The sequence below is a fragment of the Alexandriicola marinus genome (assembly GCF_004000435.1).
Lineage (GTDB): Bacteria > Pseudomonadota > Alphaproteobacteria > Rhodobacterales > Rhodobacteraceae > Alexandriicola > Alexandriicola marinus.
Map to the genome: position 1 here is coordinate 176,621 of NZ_RBVZ01000001.1, position 14,029 is coordinate 190,649.

Annotated in this window: 19 protein-coding genes; 11 read left to right on the plus strand and 8 right to left on the minus strand. The window is 62.9% G+C overall.

The annotated features are described in order from the left end of the window. Genes EP376_RS00890 through EP376_RS00900 form a run of 3 tightly spaced genes read right to left on the minus strand, consistent with a single transcriptional unit; the run spans nt 1 to nt 1,357 of the window. Nucleotides 1-648: a DUF2306 domain-containing protein gene (locus EP376_RS00890; RefSeq protein ID WP_127653656.1), complete on the minus strand. Its 648-nt coding sequence runs from the start codon at nt 646-648 to the stop codon at nt 1-3. Nucleotides 649-682: 34 nt separating this feature from the next. Next, the gene (locus EP376_RS00895) at nt 683-904 is read right to left on the minus strand and encodes a helix-turn-helix transcriptional regulator (RefSeq protein WP_127653657.1); all 222 of its coding nucleotides are present in this window, start codon (nt 902-904) and stop codon (nt 683-685) included. Nucleotides 905-907: 3 nt separating this feature from the next. Then, nucleotides 908-1,357, minus strand: coding sequence for a hypothetical protein (locus EP376_RS00900; protein WP_127653658.1), 450 nt, complete (start codon nt 1,355-1,357; stop codon nt 908-910). Nucleotides 1,358-1,528: 171 nt separating this feature from the next. On the opposite strand from EP376_RS00900, the gene EP376_RS00905 reads away from it, so the two are divergent. From EP376_RS00905 to EP376_RS00925, 5 genes are all read left to right on the plus strand, one after another. Beyond that, the gene (locus EP376_RS00905; protein ID WP_127653659.1) at nt 1,529-2,236 is read left to right on the plus strand and encodes a ThuA domain-containing protein; all 708 of its coding nucleotides are present in this window, start codon (nt 1,529-1,531) and stop codon (nt 2,234-2,236) included. 99 nt (nt 2,237-2,335) lie between these two features. Then, nucleotides 2,336-3,625, plus strand: a complete 1,290-nt coding sequence (locus EP376_RS00910) for a lipoprotein-releasing ABC transporter permease subunit (protein ID WP_127653660.1) — start codon at nt 2,336-2,338, stop codon at nt 3,623-3,625. Beyond that, entirely contained in the window at nt 3,618-4,301 is a 684-nt protein-coding gene (locus EP376_RS00915) for an ABC transporter ATP-binding protein (protein WP_127653661.1), read from the plus strand. Before EP376_RS00910 ends, EP376_RS00915 begins: the two co-directional genes overlap by 8 nt. Before the next feature lie 121 nt (nt 4,302-4,422). Then, a complete protein-coding gene (locus EP376_RS00920; RefSeq protein ID WP_127653662.1) occupies nt 4,423-5,064 on the plus strand; it encodes a DUF3047 domain-containing protein in 642 nt (213 codons plus the stop codon). 66 nt (nt 5,065-5,130) lie between these two features. Beyond that, nucleotides 5,131-5,520, plus strand: coding sequence for a c-type cytochrome (locus EP376_RS00925; protein ID WP_127653663.1), 390 nt, complete (start codon nt 5,131-5,133; stop codon nt 5,518-5,520). 3 nt (nt 5,521-5,523) lie between these two features. On the opposite strand, the gene EP376_RS00930 is transcribed toward EP376_RS00925, so the two are convergent. After that, entirely contained in the window at nt 5,524-6,213 is a 690-nt protein-coding gene (locus EP376_RS00930) for a hypothetical protein (protein ID WP_127653664.1), read from the minus strand. Between the two features lie 139 nt (nt 6,214-6,352). Here EP376_RS00930 and EP376_RS00935 point away from each other — a divergent pair, with 139 nt between their 5' ends. The 3 genes from EP376_RS00935 (at nt 6,353) to maiA (ending at nt 7,669) form a co-directional block, all read left to right on the plus strand. Further along, the gene (locus EP376_RS00935; RefSeq protein ID WP_127653665.1) at nt 6,353-6,757 is read left to right on the plus strand and encodes a c-type cytochrome; all 405 of its coding nucleotides are present in this window, start codon (nt 6,353-6,355) and stop codon (nt 6,755-6,757) included. Beyond that, nucleotides 6,754-6,948 carry a DUF1737 domain-containing protein gene (locus EP376_RS00940; protein ID WP_127653666.1) on the plus strand — a complete coding sequence of 65 codons (195 nt, stop codon included), beginning with the start codon at nt 6,754-6,756 and terminating at the stop codon, nt 6,946-6,948. Before EP376_RS00935 ends, EP376_RS00940 begins: the two co-directional genes overlap by 4 nt. A 67-nt stretch (nt 6,949-7,015) precedes the next feature. Next, complete coding sequence (gene maiA / locus EP376_RS00945) at nt 7,016-7,669, plus strand: maleylacetoacetate isomerase (protein WP_127653667.1); 654 nt, start codon at nt 7,016-7,018, stop codon at nt 7,667-7,669. Between the two features lie 64 nt (nt 7,670-7,733). On the opposite strand, the gene EP376_RS00950 is transcribed toward maiA, so the two are convergent. The 3 genes from EP376_RS00950 to parE form a co-directional block, all read right to left on the minus strand. Then, nucleotides 7,734-8,723, minus strand: coding sequence for an MrcB family domain-containing protein (locus tag EP376_RS00950; RefSeq protein WP_127653668.1), 990 nt, complete (start codon nt 8,721-8,723; stop codon nt 7,734-7,736). Nucleotides 8,724-8,833: 110 nt separating this feature from the next. Continuing rightward, nucleotides 8,834-9,007: a BrnA antitoxin family protein gene (locus EP376_RS00955; RefSeq protein WP_238928539.1), complete on the minus strand. Its 174-nt coding sequence runs from the start codon at nt 9,005-9,007 to the stop codon at nt 8,834-8,836. Next, complete coding sequence (parE, locus tag EP376_RS00960; RefSeq protein WP_127653670.1) at nt 9,000-10,958, minus strand: DNA topoisomerase IV subunit B; 1,959 nt, start codon at nt 10,956-10,958, stop codon at nt 9,000-9,002. The genes EP376_RS00955 and parE overlap by 8 nt, the downstream gene beginning before the upstream one ends. Nucleotides 10,959-11,102: 144 nt before the next feature. On the opposite strand from parE, the gene EP376_RS00965 reads away from it, so the two are divergent. From EP376_RS00965 to EP376_RS00975, 3 genes are read left to right on the plus strand one after another with little or no spacing between them, the layout of a single operon-like run. Continuing rightward, nucleotides 11,103-11,993 carry an NAD-dependent epimerase/dehydratase family protein gene (locus EP376_RS00965; RefSeq protein ID WP_127653671.1) on the plus strand — a complete coding sequence of 297 codons (891 nt, stop codon included), beginning with the start codon at nt 11,103-11,105 and terminating at the stop codon, nt 11,991-11,993. Continuing rightward, nucleotides 11,990-12,382 carry a GFA family protein gene (locus tag EP376_RS00970; RefSeq protein WP_127653672.1) on the plus strand — a complete coding sequence of 131 codons (393 nt, stop codon included), beginning with the start codon at nt 11,990-11,992 and terminating at the stop codon, nt 12,380-12,382. The genes EP376_RS00965 and EP376_RS00970 overlap by 4 nt, the downstream gene beginning before the upstream one ends. Continuing rightward, complete coding sequence (locus EP376_RS00975) at nt 12,382-13,323, plus strand: isopenicillin N synthase family dioxygenase (RefSeq protein ID WP_127653673.1); 942 nt, start codon at nt 12,382-12,384, stop codon at nt 13,321-13,323. The genes EP376_RS00970 and EP376_RS00975 overlap by 1 nt, the downstream gene beginning before the upstream one ends. Nucleotides 13,324-13,327: 4 nt before the next feature. Here EP376_RS00975 and EP376_RS00980 read toward each other — a convergent pair whose 3' ends face one another. Further along, nucleotides 13,328-13,969 carry a DUF2461 domain-containing protein gene (locus tag EP376_RS00980; RefSeq protein WP_127653674.1) on the minus strand — a complete coding sequence of 214 codons (642 nt, stop codon included), beginning with the start codon at nt 13,967-13,969 and terminating at the stop codon, nt 13,328-13,330. Nucleotides 13,970-14,029: the final 60 nt, after the last annotated feature.

Here is a 14,029-nt window from a genome sequence, read left to right on the forward strand (position 1 = left end):
TCATCCCGCGGCCATCAGCGCGGTCGCGCGGCGCGGCGCAGCCCGCCGGATCGCGCATTCGGCCACCGCAAGGTTGATGACCCAGCCGGAGAGCAGCACCAGATCCGACCAGAGCCCTTTGGGTTCGCCGATGAAGAGGAAATAGGGAAAGAGAACAAGCGCTTGTGTGCCCGCGGCGATCCCGATGGCGTATCCCCGGATCATCCAGTCCCGATGGCTCTGGATATCGCGCCCACAGGCCGCGCGGACCGCAAGCGGCAGGCAGCCCAACAGCGCCGCCGACATCAGCAATCGGCCCGATTGCAGCGGCCAGGTCGCAGAGGCAGGATAGAGCGCCAGAAGCCACAAGCCCGAAATGGCCAGCAGAAGGCCCGCGCCCACGAAGACGCGTCCGGATGCGCGGTGAAACCCGGGCCAGCGCTCGCGCATGCGCGGCGCGAATTGCACAGGCCCCAGAAGGCCGAAGAGCAGCCCGCCGATGGCATGGGCGGCGAAGGGCAGCGGTGTTTCCGCCAGCCGGGGATGATCGGCGGGTATCGCGCCAGTTACCGACCACGTGATGATGGCGGCCGAAAAGCCCACGGGGATCACGCCCAGACCAAGCAGTCCGGCAGGCACGGCAATATCTGTCCAGGAACGGCGGTTCATGGAAAAATCCCTTTTTTGTCAACAAAATGGAGGTCTATTCCTCCGGCGCCTCGTAGATGAAGACCTCTTCCAGCGGCGTGTCGAAGGCCGCTGCGATCTTGAAGGCAAGTTCGAGCGTGGGTGAGTATTTCGCATTTTCGATCGCGACGATCGTCTGGCGCGTCACCCCCACCTTCTGGGCGAGGTCCTTCTGCGTCATCTCGTCCGCGTCAAAGCGCAAGCGCCTGATGTTGTTGGTGATGCGGGGTTTGCCCATGTGTCAGGTTCCCACCCGGTAGCTGACGAATTTCACGAGGTTTCCGATCAGGTCCCCCGCGGCGAAGGCCACGTAAAGCAGGGTGAAGACTACCAGCGCCTCCCACCCGAAAGCGAGGGCCACGAGACAGCCGAGAAACCCGAACGAGGCCACGACCATCGTCACGGCCATTCCGCGCATCTGAAACATCCGGTCACGTTCATCCACCGTGAAATCGGGGTTTTCGTCGCGTGTCGCGATGGCGAAGACGATGTTGGCGAGGATCGTCAGAACGATCGTGCCCACGATCGCGATGGGCACGACCCACAGCACGGCCCGCGCCCAGATCATCAGAGCGTCCGGCCTGTCGAATGCGCCCTCGGCCCACAAGCCGCGCAGCCGGATCAGGATGTAGGTGTTGGTGATCACGCTCACGACGATGGCGACGATGTTGTTGCGTTCTTCATGGGACATGGCGACCTCACGGTGAGTCGGTTTCGTTAGACATTGAGTAATTTGAAACGGACTTAGTGTAAAGTATATTTTACCTTGTGTCCGGTTCGTCATTCTTTACGATTGGCCTTGACCGCCCTCCTTGCCAGAGCCAACCTGTCGCCGAAACAGCGCATCAGGGAGGACGCGGGGATGGCTAAGGCATTGATCACATGGGGTGGCTGGGAAGGTCACGAACCGGAAAAGGTGGCCGGTATTTTCGCCGAAATCTGCCGGAGCGGGGGGCTTGAACCGACCGTCACCGACACGCTGGATGTGTTCGACGACGCCGAGGCTCTTCTGGAGTATGACCTGATCGTCCCGGTCTGGACCATGAGCGAATTGAGCCGCGAGGCCGCCGCCAATGTGTCCGAGGCGGTGGCGCGGGGCACCGGCCTTGCTGGCTGTCATGGCGGGATGTGCGATGCGTTCCGCTCGAACGTGCTGTGGCAGTTCATGACCGGGGCGAACTGGGTCGCCCATCCGGGTGGCGACGGCGTCAGCTACATGGTCGAGATCACCTCCGATGATCCGCTGGTCGCGGGCATCGACAATTTCGAGGTCGTCTCGGAGCAGTATTACCTGCATGTCGATCCGGCCAACAAGGTGCTGGCCACGACCCGGTTCCCGACGGTCACCTGGTATCACTCCGCCAATCCGCCCGCCGATGTGCCCGTCGCCTGGACGCGCGGTTGGGGCGAGGGGCGCGTCTATTACAACGCGCTGGGCCACAAGGCCAATGTCATCGACCACGGTCCCGCTCATGAAATGCTGCGCCGCGGTCTGCTTTGGGCGGCGGAAGGCAAGTCGAAGGCCAGCGGCGATATCTCGCGGTTCCAGAACGACGGCAAGCATTTCTGAGTGACGGACCGCCCAAGCAAGGGGGGCGGCGGCGCATCGGCTTGACCCGGCGCCGCCGACAAGGGAGTGTGCGCCGAACTCAGGCAAGGCAGGCATGACATGGCGCGCAAGACCCCGCCCCCCTTTGCGGCATTCGAATGGATGATCGCGTGGCGCTATATCCGCGCGCGCCGCGCCGAAGGTGGCGTCAGCGTCATGACGTGGATCAGCCTGATCGGCATCACGCTGGCCGTCTTTGCCCTGATCGCGACCCTGTCGGTGCGGGCCGGGTTCCGCGCGGAATTCGTCGATACCATTCTGGGTGCGAATGCGCATGTCACGGTCTACCAGCAGATCGAGGTTGACGAATTCGGCCGCTCTTCCCGTGTGATCGAGGAGTACGGGCAGATGGCCGAACGCCTGTCATCGGTTCCCGGGGTGACCCATGCGGCCCCGCTGGTGCGCGGGCAGGTCATGGCGAACTTTCAGAATTCGAACGCGGGGGTTCAGGTTTACGGAATTTCGGCGGAGGATTTTGCACAAATCCCACGTGTGGCCGATCCCGAGACCTCGCAAGGCGATATCGCGCGGTTTGGCGACGGCATCGCCATAGGCTCGGGTGTCGCGCGGGAACTGGGGGTGGGTGTCGGCAATCGGATCCGCGTCATCTCGCCCAACGGGGTGCGCACGGCGCTGGGCACCTCGCCCCGAACCGGCGCCTACGAGATCACCTACATCTTCTCCGCCGGGCGCTATGACATCGACGCGACCCGCATCTACATGCCGCTTGCCGAGGCGCAGACCTTCTTCAACAGGGATGGGGTCGTCGACCGGATCGAACTTATGGTCGAGGATCCCGACAAGGTAGAGGAGATCGTGCCGGCGATCCTCGGGGCTGGTGGCGACAGGGCGCTTGTCCTGACATGGCGCGACACGGCGGGCGCGTTCCTGCGGGCGCTGACGATCGAGGACAACGTGATGTTCGTCATCATGTCGATCCTCGTGTTGATCGCGTCTCTCAATATCGTGTCGGGCCTGATCATGCTGGTGAAGAACAAGGGCCGCGATATCGGCATCCTGCGCACGATGGGGTTGAGCGAAGGTTCGATCCTGCGGGTCTTTTTCATCTGCGGCGCCGGGATCGGCACCATTGCCACAGTGCTTGGCGTGGCGCTGGGCTGTGCCTTCGCGATCTGGATCGATCCGATCTTTGCCCTCGTCAACTACATGTCCGGCGGCGGCGTCTGGGACCCGTCGATCCGTGGCATCTATCACCTTCCGGCAAAGCTGGAGCCGGGGGACGTGCTGTCTGCCGTCGTGCTGTCGCTGGGGCTCAGCTGGATCGTCACCATATTCCCCGCGCGCCGCGCGGCGCGGATGAACCCGGTCGAGGCGCTGCGTTATGAGTGAGCCTGTTCTGGAACTCGACGCCCTGACCAAGGTCTACAACAAGGGCCGTCCGAACGAGGTGACTGTCCTGCAGGGCGCAAGCGTGACCGTGGCCGAGGGCGAGGTTGTGGCCCTCGTCGCGCCGTCGGGCGCGGGGAAATCCACGCTTTTGCATATCGCAGGGCTTCTGGATACGCCCGACGAGGGGCTGGTCCGGATCGCGGGCCGCGACATGACCCGCCTGTCCGATCGCAAGCGGACGGCCGCCCGACGCGATGACGTGGGCTTCATCTACCAGTTCCATCACCTTCTGCCGGAGTTTTCGGCGCTGGAGAACATCGTCCTGCCGCAACGTGCCAACGGCGTCTCCGTGGCCGAGGCCGAGGCACGGGCGATGTCGCTCCTCGAGAATGTGGGCATCGGTGCGCGCGCGGCGCATCGCCCGGCCGAGCTGTCGGGGGGCGAACAGCAGCGGGTGGCATTCTGCCGGGCACTGGCCAACAGCCCGCGCCTTCTTTTGGCTGATGAGCCGACCGGAAACCTCGATCCCGGCACATCGGACCGGGTGTTCGGCGCCTTGATGGATCTTGTGCGCGGCACCGGTCTTGCCGCCCTGATAGCCACCCACAACCTCGAATTGGCGGGAAGGATGGACCGGGTGGTCCGTCTCGACGCGGGCCGCGTCGTCGGGACCTGAGCGCCGCTTGCGCGTGATGCCGCGATCCTCACTCCCGGTGACAAGGGCGTGACCGGGGCAAAGGTGGCTTGGATCGCGCCGACAAGGCTTTAGGTTGGCCCGAAAGCAACGGGAGACATTCATGCGCACCCTGCCGATACTCATTCTTTCCGCCACTCTTGCCGCCGGTCCGGCGGTTTCCGGAGCGGTGTCATTTTCCTCGGGCTGGAACGAACAGCGGCTGAGCCTGTTCCGGTCGAATGATTACCGCTTTGGCGAACAGCTGGGGATCGTTTCGGACGGGGCTGTTTCACTTGCGTGGAAAAGGCTGCCACGTTCCGAATGGCAGGCCCGCTCTGCCTCCTGGAGCTGGCGCGTCGATCAATCGGTGCCGCCCACCGATCTGGGCCGAAAGGGCGGGGATGATCGCAACATCTCGCTATATTTCGTGTTTCTTCCCGAAGCCGAGGCCAACGCCCTCGAAGGGGCCAATATCCGTCAGCTGATGGGCAACGACAACGTCCGCATTCTGCAATATGTCTGGGGCGGCAATCACGGCCGGGGTCAGATCATCGGATCGCCCTATGCACCGGGGCAGGGGGTCACGGTCGCGCTCAGGCAGGCCGGCACCGGCGCCTTCAGCGAACAGGCGGATCTGGCGGCAGACTTTCGCCGGGCCTTCGGATCCGAACCGGGGTCTCTGGTGGGGCTTGCGGTCTCGGCGGACAGCGACGATACAGATACAGCGATCCGTGCGGCGATCGGCGGCCTGACCCTGCGCTGACCCGGCCCGGATCGGAGTGCCTGCTCAAGCCGGGGCCAAGGGTCGCCCCCCGTGAAGGAGCGTTCCATGCGTCTGATCTTGTTGCCGGTTCTGGCCCTTACAGCGGCCTGCACCATTGACCAGGACATCTCCGGCCCGGTCTATTTCGCTGAGAATTGCGCGGCCTGTCATGGCCCCACCGGCGAAGGGGACGGACAATTGGCCGAATTCCTGAGCGTGCCGCCCTCCGATCTGACGATGCTGTCTGCCCGCAACGGCGGTGTCTTCCCACGCGACGCCGTCATGAGCGCGATCGACGGCTATGCGCGGGGCGCGCATTTCGCGCCCGAGATGCCGGAATTCGGCGCCGGCGATCTGGGGGATACGATCATCGTCGAGGATGAAGACGGCATCGGAACCCCGATCCCCGAAGGCCTGGTCGCGCTGGCCGATTACCTCGAGACGATCCAGAAATAACGCCTATTGCGGGCCGTCGCAGATCCCTTCGATCTGAACGCCCGCCCAGGGCAGGATCACTTCGCGGGACAGCGGCTGTTCAAGGGGCGGAAGGTCGAACGCCTCTGACAGCATCGCATGAAGCCGCGCCGTGCGTTCGGCTTCGGGGGCCAGTGTCTTGCAGCAGATGTATTCCTCCATGATCGCGCCCTGCTGTTCATAGCCATAGGCGAGAAACGCGAATTCGCTTTCGGGATCGAACAGGTAAGGGTCCGGGCTGCCCACATGTTCAAAGACGGCGCGAACCGGGTGATACCCGGTCACGCTGCGCTGGCGCCATTGCCAGACATGCACCATTTCGTGCGCCAGCAGCATCGCGTCGGGCAGATACATGCGGTCGGGATATTCTGGCAGGAAATCGTCGAGGTAGAGCCTGTCCGAGAAATACACATCGTTGAAGACCGCCATGGCATGGGTCGTCACCCGCGCTGTCTGCCTGCCCGAGGGCGGATAGAGCCGGGACTGGCAGGTCAGCCGGGGCGGCACCGGCACGGTGCGCGGCGCGGGGCTCTGCAGGCCGTCGTGGAGGCGCGCCCAGCCCGGATCGAAGGATTGCCCCTTCAGCGCCTGCATGAAGGCGGTCTCGTTATCGGTCAGTGGCCTGCCGCAGGCGGCAAGGATCAACAACAGGATGAGGGCGGGGATCCATCTCATGGCCCTGAGCCTAGCGACCTTCGTGGCGCGGGTGAACGGGGAATTGGGCGCCCGCGCGGGAACTTGATCGGTATCAAGGCGCGGGCCCCCGAAATCTGGGAGCCTTCCTCATGGGGCGCCCGTCAGAAGGACATTGATCATGCTTGTCAGAACATTTGCCGCGTCACTCGCCGCGGCCGCATTCATCGCAGGCCCCGCCTGTGCACAGGACGCCGATACAGGGGCCGCGATATATTTGCAGCACTGCGCGACGTGCCATGGGCTCGACGCGGATGGCAAGGGGCCGATGGCGCCTGCGCTTGTCCTGCAGCCGCCCGATCTGACGGCGCTGTCGGCGCGCAATGGCGGGCGGTTTCCCTATGCGCGCGTCATCGCCCGGATCGACGGGCGCGATCCGCTGGTGGCGCATGGCTCGCCCATGCCGGTCTATGGCGACTTCTTCGAAGGCGCCAATGCGACCATCAAGGACGAGGTCGGCCACCCGATCCTGACAAGCGTTCCCGTCGTCGATCTCGTGGCCTATCTCGAAGGGCTGCAGGGGTGATCGGACAGACGACGCATCACGTCTCGCATTATTCGATCCTGTCCGATGCCAAGGCAGAGGCGCTGTCCCGCCTCGTCGAGACGGCGATCCATAACGGCTGGCAGCCGTGGGGTGCCATGTCGACCACCGAGCAGGACGGCGCGCCGCTCTACGTGCAGGCGATGGTGAAATACGCCGACAGGTTCAGGTGACCCCGACCGGCACTGGCCAAGTCCCCCCGGGCCATGCATTCTGCCCCTGAACAGGGGGAGGACGGACATGCGCCTGCATGGATACTGGCGATCGAATGCAACCTACCGGGTGCGCGTGGCGCTGCTGCTCAAGGGGATCGAATTCGAGGAGGTGGAACATGACCTGCTGGAGGGTCACCAGTTCGCGCCCGATTTCCTCGAGGTGAACCCCAACGCCGCCGTGCCCGCGCTCGAGGTGGGCGGGCAGGTGCTGACCCAATCCTTCGCGATCCTCGATTATCTCGACACGCTGCCCGGTGGGCCGCGCCTGATCCCGGAAAACCCGCTGGACCGGGCCGAGGCGCTGGCGCTTGCCATGGGGACGATCGCCGATGCCCATCCGCTGATCGTGCCGCGCATCCGCAAGTATCTGGCGACCGAGCTGGGCGCGGACGAGGCGCAGGTAAAGGCCTGGGCGCGGCACTGGCTGATCGAGGGGCAGAAGGCCTACGAGGCCCGGCTCGAACGCCGTCCGCCCGCGCCCTACACCTTCGGCGACACCCCCGGCCTCGCCGACATCGCCATCGCCAGCCACGTGGTCGCCGGCACCGCGTTCGAGGTGACGACGGAGGGCTTCCCCCACCTCAAGGCCCTGACCGACCGGCTGCTGGCCGTGCCGGAATTCGCCGAGGCGCATCCGTTCAGGCGGCGGGAGGTTGTCGGGGGGAATAAGTCGATTTAGCCCGAACTAGAGATCCGGGAATGGAGATTCAGTAGAGCTGTTTCTTCAATGGAGGTAACCTGCATCACTTGAACGGTTCCCACGTGCTTTGATTGGATCGAGTAGAATGGACAAAGTTAATCTTAGACTTCAACTCACTAAGATCACTTGGGTCAGCCTGCTTATGAATCATACGATGGCAAGTTGGACAGAGCACAAGAAAGTCATCGGGAATCCGATATCTTCTGCTTTCTCCCAATGCCAACTCATTGATTGGACGAGCATGATGAACGTCGACAGGAGATTGCGCCGGCTGCCCCTTATAGCTCAGGTGTTTCTTTGGATCCAAACCACAGCCTTCGCATGTTATTCCACGACTTTTCAGTACCTGGGATCTCACATTTGGGGCGCGTTCAATCCGTCGCGAAAGTACGAATTTTCGGACTTCAATCACATCAGACGAACCTGCCTCTTCTTGCATTACGTCAGAGGGAGTGACTCCTCCGCGATCAACAAGTTCGGCATAGGCTGCTAGCATCATTTCAAAGTCTGATTCAAACTCATTAAGCTCTTTGGAGCCCGGAGCATAGCGTCTTCCGAACGCGTGTCCTGCCTCATATCCTTTTGGCAAAGATGCTTCGCTTGAAAGATCGATAGGATCGGTCTCAAAGCGACTGGCAAATTCGGGTACCCTGTCTGCAATATCTTTGGCTCGGCGAAGTAGAACCTTTTGACCACTTGATTCTCCGTATTCTTGATAAACTGCCGTAGTCCCCTGATTCATCGACAGGTAGATGTCTTGTGTCTGTGGATTAATGAGATAGACAACATAGAAGCCTTTGGTTGCCGTCGAAGTGACTATAGGGTCAAAAAAGCCTAGCCAGGGGATTGCAGCCCAGACTCCGGAGCCAACGCTAGCTTTCACCTTCAAGTCATAGGGAAGGAAGACAAGGCGCTTCTTTGCCTCTATTGCGATGTCATGCCTTACAAAGTTTCCAAAATCATTGTCCGCAAAGGGTTTTGCTCGCTGAAACGTGTATTCGCGTGCAACCTTTGAAAGCATTTCGGAAAGCACTTCGATCTCCTCATCAGAAATCTAGGGACAATTGCACGATCATATTGGCATCCCATTCACTTCAAGAAAAGCTTCGAGCAATGGATGTAGGGCATAATCGTACTCTACTCTCACAACCCCAACGCCTCCCGCAGCCGCTCGTTCGCACGCGTCTGCCAACCCTTGCCGCCCTCTTTCAGCCGCTCCACCACGTCGCGATCCAGATACATCGTCACGCGCTGTTTCTTCTGATCCTCGGGCAGGGGCGGGCGGCCGGGTTTGACGAGGCGGGCAACCTCAAACATCCAACTCTTCAACGAACCTCGCATTCTCCTGAATATACTGGAACCGCAGTTCGGGCTTCTTGCCCATGAGCCGTTCCACCAGATCCGCCGTTTCCCCCGGCATGTCGTCGCCGATGGTGACGCGGATGAGTTTGCGGGTGTCGGGGTTCATGGTGGTGTCTTTGAGGTCTTTCGCGTCCATCTCGCCCAGTCCCTTGAAGCGGCTGACGTCGATCTTGCCCTTGCCGCCGAGGCCCTTTTCGAACCACGCGTCGCGTTCCGCCTCATCGAGGCAATAGACCCGTTTCGCCCCCTGCGTCAGCCGGTAGAGCGGCGGGCAGGCGAGGTAGAGGTGGCCCTGATCGATCAGGGGCCGCATCTGGGTAAAGAAGAACGTCATCAGAAGCGCCGCGATATGGGCGCCGTCGACATCGGCGTCGGTCATGATGATGATCTTTTCATAACGCAGGTCGTCGATGTTGAACCGCGTCCCCAGACCACAGCCCAGGGCCTGCGTGAGATCCGAGATCTCGGCATTGCTGCCCAGTTTCGACGAGGCCGCGCCCAGCACGTTGAGGATTTTGCCCCGTAGCGGCAGAAGCGCCTGCGTCTTGCGATCGCGCGCCATCTTGGCGCTGCCGCCCGCGGAATCGCCCTCGACGATGAAGAGTTCCGTCCCCTCGCGCGATGTGGCCGAACAATCGACCAGCTTGCCCGGCAGGCGGAGTTTCTTGGTGGCCGATTTCCGGGCGGTTTCCTTTTCCTGCTTGCGGCGCAGACGCTCTTCCGCGCGCAGGACGAGGAAATCGAGGATCGCGCCGGCGGATTTGGTGTCAGCCGCCAGCCAGTTGTCGAAATGATCGGCCACGGCCTGCTGAACCATCCGTTGCGCCTCGGCGGTGGCGAGGCGGTCCTTGGTCTGGCCCACGAATTCGGGCTCGCGGATGAAACAGCTGACGAGTGCGCAGCCTCCCGTCGCCAGATCGTCGCGGGTGATGTTGGCGGCCTTGCGGTTGCCCACCAGTTCGCCATATGCGCGGATGCCTTTGAGGATCGCGTTCCAGAAGCCGGTCTCGTGGGTGCCGCCCTCGGGCGTGGGCACGGTGTTGCAATAGGACTGGATGAACCCGTCGCGCGAGGGCGTCCAGTTGATCGCCCATTCGACCTTGCCGGGCTGGCCGAATTTCTCGTTGAAATCCACGGTTCCGGCAAAGGGCTTCTCGGAATAGGTGGAGGCGCTGCCCAACGTCTCGCCCAGGTAATCCGACAGGCCGCCGGGGAAATGGAACGTGGCCTCTGTCGGCGTTTCGCCGTCGTCGATCGCGGATTTCCAGCGGATCTCGACCCCCGAAAAGAGGTAAGCCTTGGAACGCACCATCTTGAGCAGGCGGGCGGGCTTGAACCGGTGGTGGCCGAAGATCTGTTCGTCGGGGTGGAACGTGGTGGTGGTGCCGCGCCGGTTGGGCGCCTGGCCCACCTTTTCGATCGGGCCCAGCGGGATGCCGCGCGAAAAGCGCTGCTCGTGCAGTTCCTTGTTGCGGGCGACCTGCACGACCATGGAATCCGACAGCGCATTGACGACCGAGGCACCCACGCCATGCAGGCCGCCCGAGGTCTGGTAGGCCTTGCCCGAGAATTTGCCGCCTGCGTGAAGCGTACACAGGATCACCTCGAGCGCGGATTTCTCGGGGAACTTGGGGTGCGGGTCGATCGGGATGCCGCGCCCGTTGTCGCGGATGGTGACCGCGTAATCGTCATGCAACTCGACCTCGATCCGCGAGGCATGGCCCGCCACGGCCTCGTCCATCGAATTGTCGAGGACTTCGGCCACGAGGTGGTGCAGCGCGCGTTCATCGGTGCCGCCGATATACATCCCCGGCCGTTTCCGGACAGGTTCGAGACCTTCGAGAATCTCGATCGAGGAGGCATCGTAATCGGTGGGATCAGACCCGGTCAGAAGATCGTCGGCCATGGCTGCTGCTCTTTGTTGGTTGGCCGGTATTGTGGCCCAAGCGCCGGGGCGGGGCAATGTCTTGTGTGTCTTTGTCCACAGGGGAATCGGCTTGCCCGTGCCGGTCAGCGGCGTAGTTTGGGCCGCAACAAAGGAGGAAAGATCATGCGCGTTTTCTTCACGGGTGGCTGTGGCAAGGCAGGGCGGCACGCCGTGCCCTATCTGCGCGAGCAGGGGCACCGGGTTCTGAATGTCGATCTGAATGCCGATATCGGGGCGGGCCGGGACGAGCTGCGCGTCGATCTGACGGATGCGGGTCAGGTGTTCAACGCGATGTCGGGCTTTGGCGATTTCGCCGATCTTGACAGCCCGCGTCCCGGGGCGCCGGCCTTCGACGCGGTCGTTCATTTCGCGGCGATCCCCTGCATCCTGATGGTCCCCGACAACGAGACCTACCGGATCAACACGCTGTCGACCTACAACGTCATCGACGCGGCGCTGAAGCTGGGCATCAAGAAGGTGATCTTCGCCAGTTCCGAGACGACTTATGGCGTCTGTTTTGCCCATCACGAGCGCAAGCCGCTTTACGTGCCGGTCGATGAGGAACATCCGACGGTGCCCGAAGACAGCTATGCCATGTCAAAGGTCGTCAACGAGGTTACGGCACGGTCATTTCAGGAACGGTCGGGCATCGACATCTATGGCCTGAGGATCAACAACGTCATCGAACCCCATGAATATGCTGAGAACTTCCCGGCGTTCATGGAGGATCCTGGCATCCGGCGGCGCAATCTTTTCGCCTATATCGACGCGCGCGATCTGGGCCACATGGTGGATCGCTGCCTCAAGACCGACGGGCTGGGCTACGAGGTCTTTAATGTGGCCAACCCCGACATGTCGGTGAACATCTCCAGCAGCGAGGTGATCGAGCGGTTCTACAAGGGCGTCGAGGTCCGCAAGGAGATGACCGAGACCGAGACGTTCTTCTGCATCGACAAGGCGCGTCGGATGCTGGGTTTCGATCCGCAGCATTCCTGGAGAGACGTGCTGGAATGAGCGGGTATCGGGCAGCCTGCGCCTGCGGCCAACTTGGTGCCGAGGTTACCGGCCAGCCCCTGCGCGTGGCGATCTGTCATTGCCACGCGTGCCGGACACGCACCGGAAGCGCGTTTTCCTGGAACGCGAGATTTTCGCGTGATTCCGTATCCTTGTCGGGCGAAGCTCGTGCATTTTCTCGGCTGGGAGACGAGGGTGGCACGATCACCTATCACTTCTGCCCGGATTGCGGGGTCACCGTCTGGTACGAGACCTCGGGCCGGGACGGTGTGGCAATTCCCGTCGGCGCATTCGCGCCCGGCCAGGGGCCAAAGCCGGAGGACAGTGTCTATGACAACCGCCGCCCCGACTGGCTGTTTCTCGCTCCCGAACTGGAGGTGTTCAACTGATGCAGATCGCGCGTTTCGACCTTGGTGCCTTTGAGCGGGCCGATCGGGAAGGGCGGGCCGCCATGGCCGCCGAAGTGGATCGCATTTGTCGCGAGACCGGGTTTCTGGTTCTCGAGGGGCACGGCGTCCCCGAAGAGGTGATCGCCGCCATCTGGGAACGGGCCGGTGCCTTCTTTGCCCTGCCGGAGGCGGACAAGGCCGCGGTCTCGCCCCCCAATCCGGGCGATCCCTATGGCTGGATCGGCCCCAAGAAAGAGGCCTTGGCCAAGTCGCGGGGAGAAGACACGCCGCCCGATCTGAAGGAAAGCTTCAACGGTGGGCCGGGGGCCGTGCCGGGCGGTCTGGATGACGCGGATGCACTGGCATTCTGCTATGCGCCGACGCCATGGCCCGACTTGCCGGGCTTTCGCGAGGCATGGCTTGGCTATTATGCGCAGATGGAGGATTTGGCCGGTCGGGTGATGCGGGTCTTTGCCGCCGCGCTTTCGCTTCCCGACGATTTCTTCGCGCCCCATATCGACGCGCCGATTTCGGCCCTTCGCGCGCTGTATTATCCCGCGACCGAAGGGGCGGCGGAACTGGGCCAGCAACGGGCGGGTGCGCATTCGGATTACGGATCGCTGACCATCCTTCTGCCGCAGCCCGGTTCACGAGGGCTCGAGATCGAACGACCGGGCGGCGGCTGGGAGGAGGTCCCGGCCGAGCCCGGCTGTTTCGTCATCAACATCGGTGACCTGATGGCGCGCTGGACGGCCGATCGCTGGGTCAGCACGCTGCACCGCGTCGTGGCCCATCCCGGGCAACCCGCGCGTCAGAGCCTTGCGTTCTTTCACCAGCCCAACTGGTTTGCCGAGATCGCGCCCCTTGATGGATCGGACGCCTATCCGCCCGTCTTTTCGGGACCTTACCTGATGGAGAAATTCCGCGCCACGGGCAGCTAGGCCCTCAAAGCACGCTGTCGAGGACACGTAGCACAGGCAAGGTCTCGGCATAGGCCGAGGTCAGCCTGTCGGTCAGGGGGCCGTCGCCGGGCAGGGCCCGCGTCATGACAAGGCGCTTGTGGCGAAGGAGATCCGCCTGCGGGTGATCCTTTCCGAAGGGCGGGGGCACGCGTTTCAGCTCCGGCTCCCACAGCTGCCAGCCCTGTGCCTGTGCGCCCTCGATCGCGGAGGCAAACCGGGGGCCGTCCAGGTCGATCATCTTGCGCCAGTCGGCCAGAACGTCCTTGCCGAAGTCGAAGACGCCGACCCCGACGCTGGCGCCCTCGGGGTCGATGCCGAAGAACAGGGCCGGGTCCTGTCGTCCGCCCGCCGCAAGCCGCCACAACATGTGCAGATGCGCCTTGTAGGGGGTCTTGTCCTTGGAAAACCGGACATCGCGCTGCGGGCGGAACAGCTTGGGCGTGGCGTCGTGGCCCGTCAGATCGCGCAGCGGCCCGCACATGGCGTCAAGCAGGGCGAGCGCGGGCGTGCGCAGCCTGTCGTCGAAGCGATCCTTGTTGGCGTGGAACCAGTCGCGGGTGTTGTTGTCGCGCAATTCCGAGGTGAAGCGGCGCGCGTCTGGGATCAGCTGGTCGAAGTCGTGCATCGTTTCCTCCCGGGCTCTCGCATCGGATTTTGCGCCGCTGCCGGACCCGCGTCCACTGAC

Coding starts and splice junctions, on each gene's coding strand:
- EP376_RS00890 (WP_127653656.1), bottom strand. CDS start 648: ATGAACCGCCGTTCCTGGACAGATATTGCCGTGCCTGCCGGACTGCTT.
- EP376_RS00895 (WP_127653657.1), bottom strand. CDS start 904: ATGGGCAAACCCCGCATCACCAACAACATCAGGCGCTTGCGCTTTGAC.
- EP376_RS00900 (WP_127653658.1), bottom strand. CDS start 1,357: ATGTCCCATGAAGAACGCAACAACATCGTCGCCATCGTCGTGAGCGTG.
- EP376_RS00905 (WP_127653659.1), top strand. CDS start 1,529: ATGGCTAAGGCATTGATCACATGGGGTGGCTGGGAAGGTCACGAACCG.
- EP376_RS00910 (WP_127653660.1), top strand. CDS start 2,336: ATGGCGCGCAAGACCCCGCCCCCCTTTGCGGCATTCGAATGGATGATC.
- EP376_RS00915 (WP_127653661.1), top strand. CDS start 3,618: ATGAGTGAGCCTGTTCTGGAACTCGACGCCCTGACCAAGGTCTACAAC.
- EP376_RS00920 (WP_127653662.1), top strand. CDS start 4,423: ATGCGCACCCTGCCGATACTCATTCTTTCCGCCACTCTTGCCGCCGGT.
- EP376_RS00925 (WP_127653663.1), top strand. CDS start 5,131: ATGCGTCTGATCTTGTTGCCGGTTCTGGCCCTTACAGCGGCCTGCACC.
- EP376_RS00930 (WP_127653664.1), bottom strand. CDS start 6,213: ATGAGATGGATCCCCGCCCTCATCCTGTTGTTGATCCTTGCCGCCTGC.
- EP376_RS00935 (WP_127653665.1), top strand. CDS start 6,353: ATGCTTGTCAGAACATTTGCCGCGTCACTCGCCGCGGCCGCATTCATC.
- maiA (WP_127653667.1), top strand. CDS start 7,016: ATGCGCCTGCATGGATACTGGCGATCGAATGCAACCTACCGGGTGCGC.
- EP376_RS00955 (WP_238928539.1), bottom strand. CDS start 9,007: ATGTTTGAGGTTGCCCGCCTCGTCAAACCCGGCCGCCCGCCCCTGCCC.
- parE (WP_127653670.1), bottom strand. CDS start 10,958: ATGGCCGACGATCTTCTGACCGGGTCTGATCCCACCGATTACGATGCC.
- EP376_RS00965 (WP_127653671.1), top strand. CDS start 11,103: ATGCGCGTTTTCTTCACGGGTGGCTGTGGCAAGGCAGGGCGGCACGCC.
- EP376_RS00970 (WP_127653672.1), top strand. CDS start 11,990: ATGAGCGGGTATCGGGCAGCCTGCGCCTGCGGCCAACTTGGTGCCGAG.
- EP376_RS00975 (WP_127653673.1), top strand. CDS start 12,382: ATGCAGATCGCGCGTTTCGACCTTGGTGCCTTTGAGCGGGCCGATCGG.
- EP376_RS00980 (WP_127653674.1), bottom strand. CDS start 13,969: ATGCACGACTTCGACCAGCTGATCCCAGACGCGCGCCGCTTCACCTCG.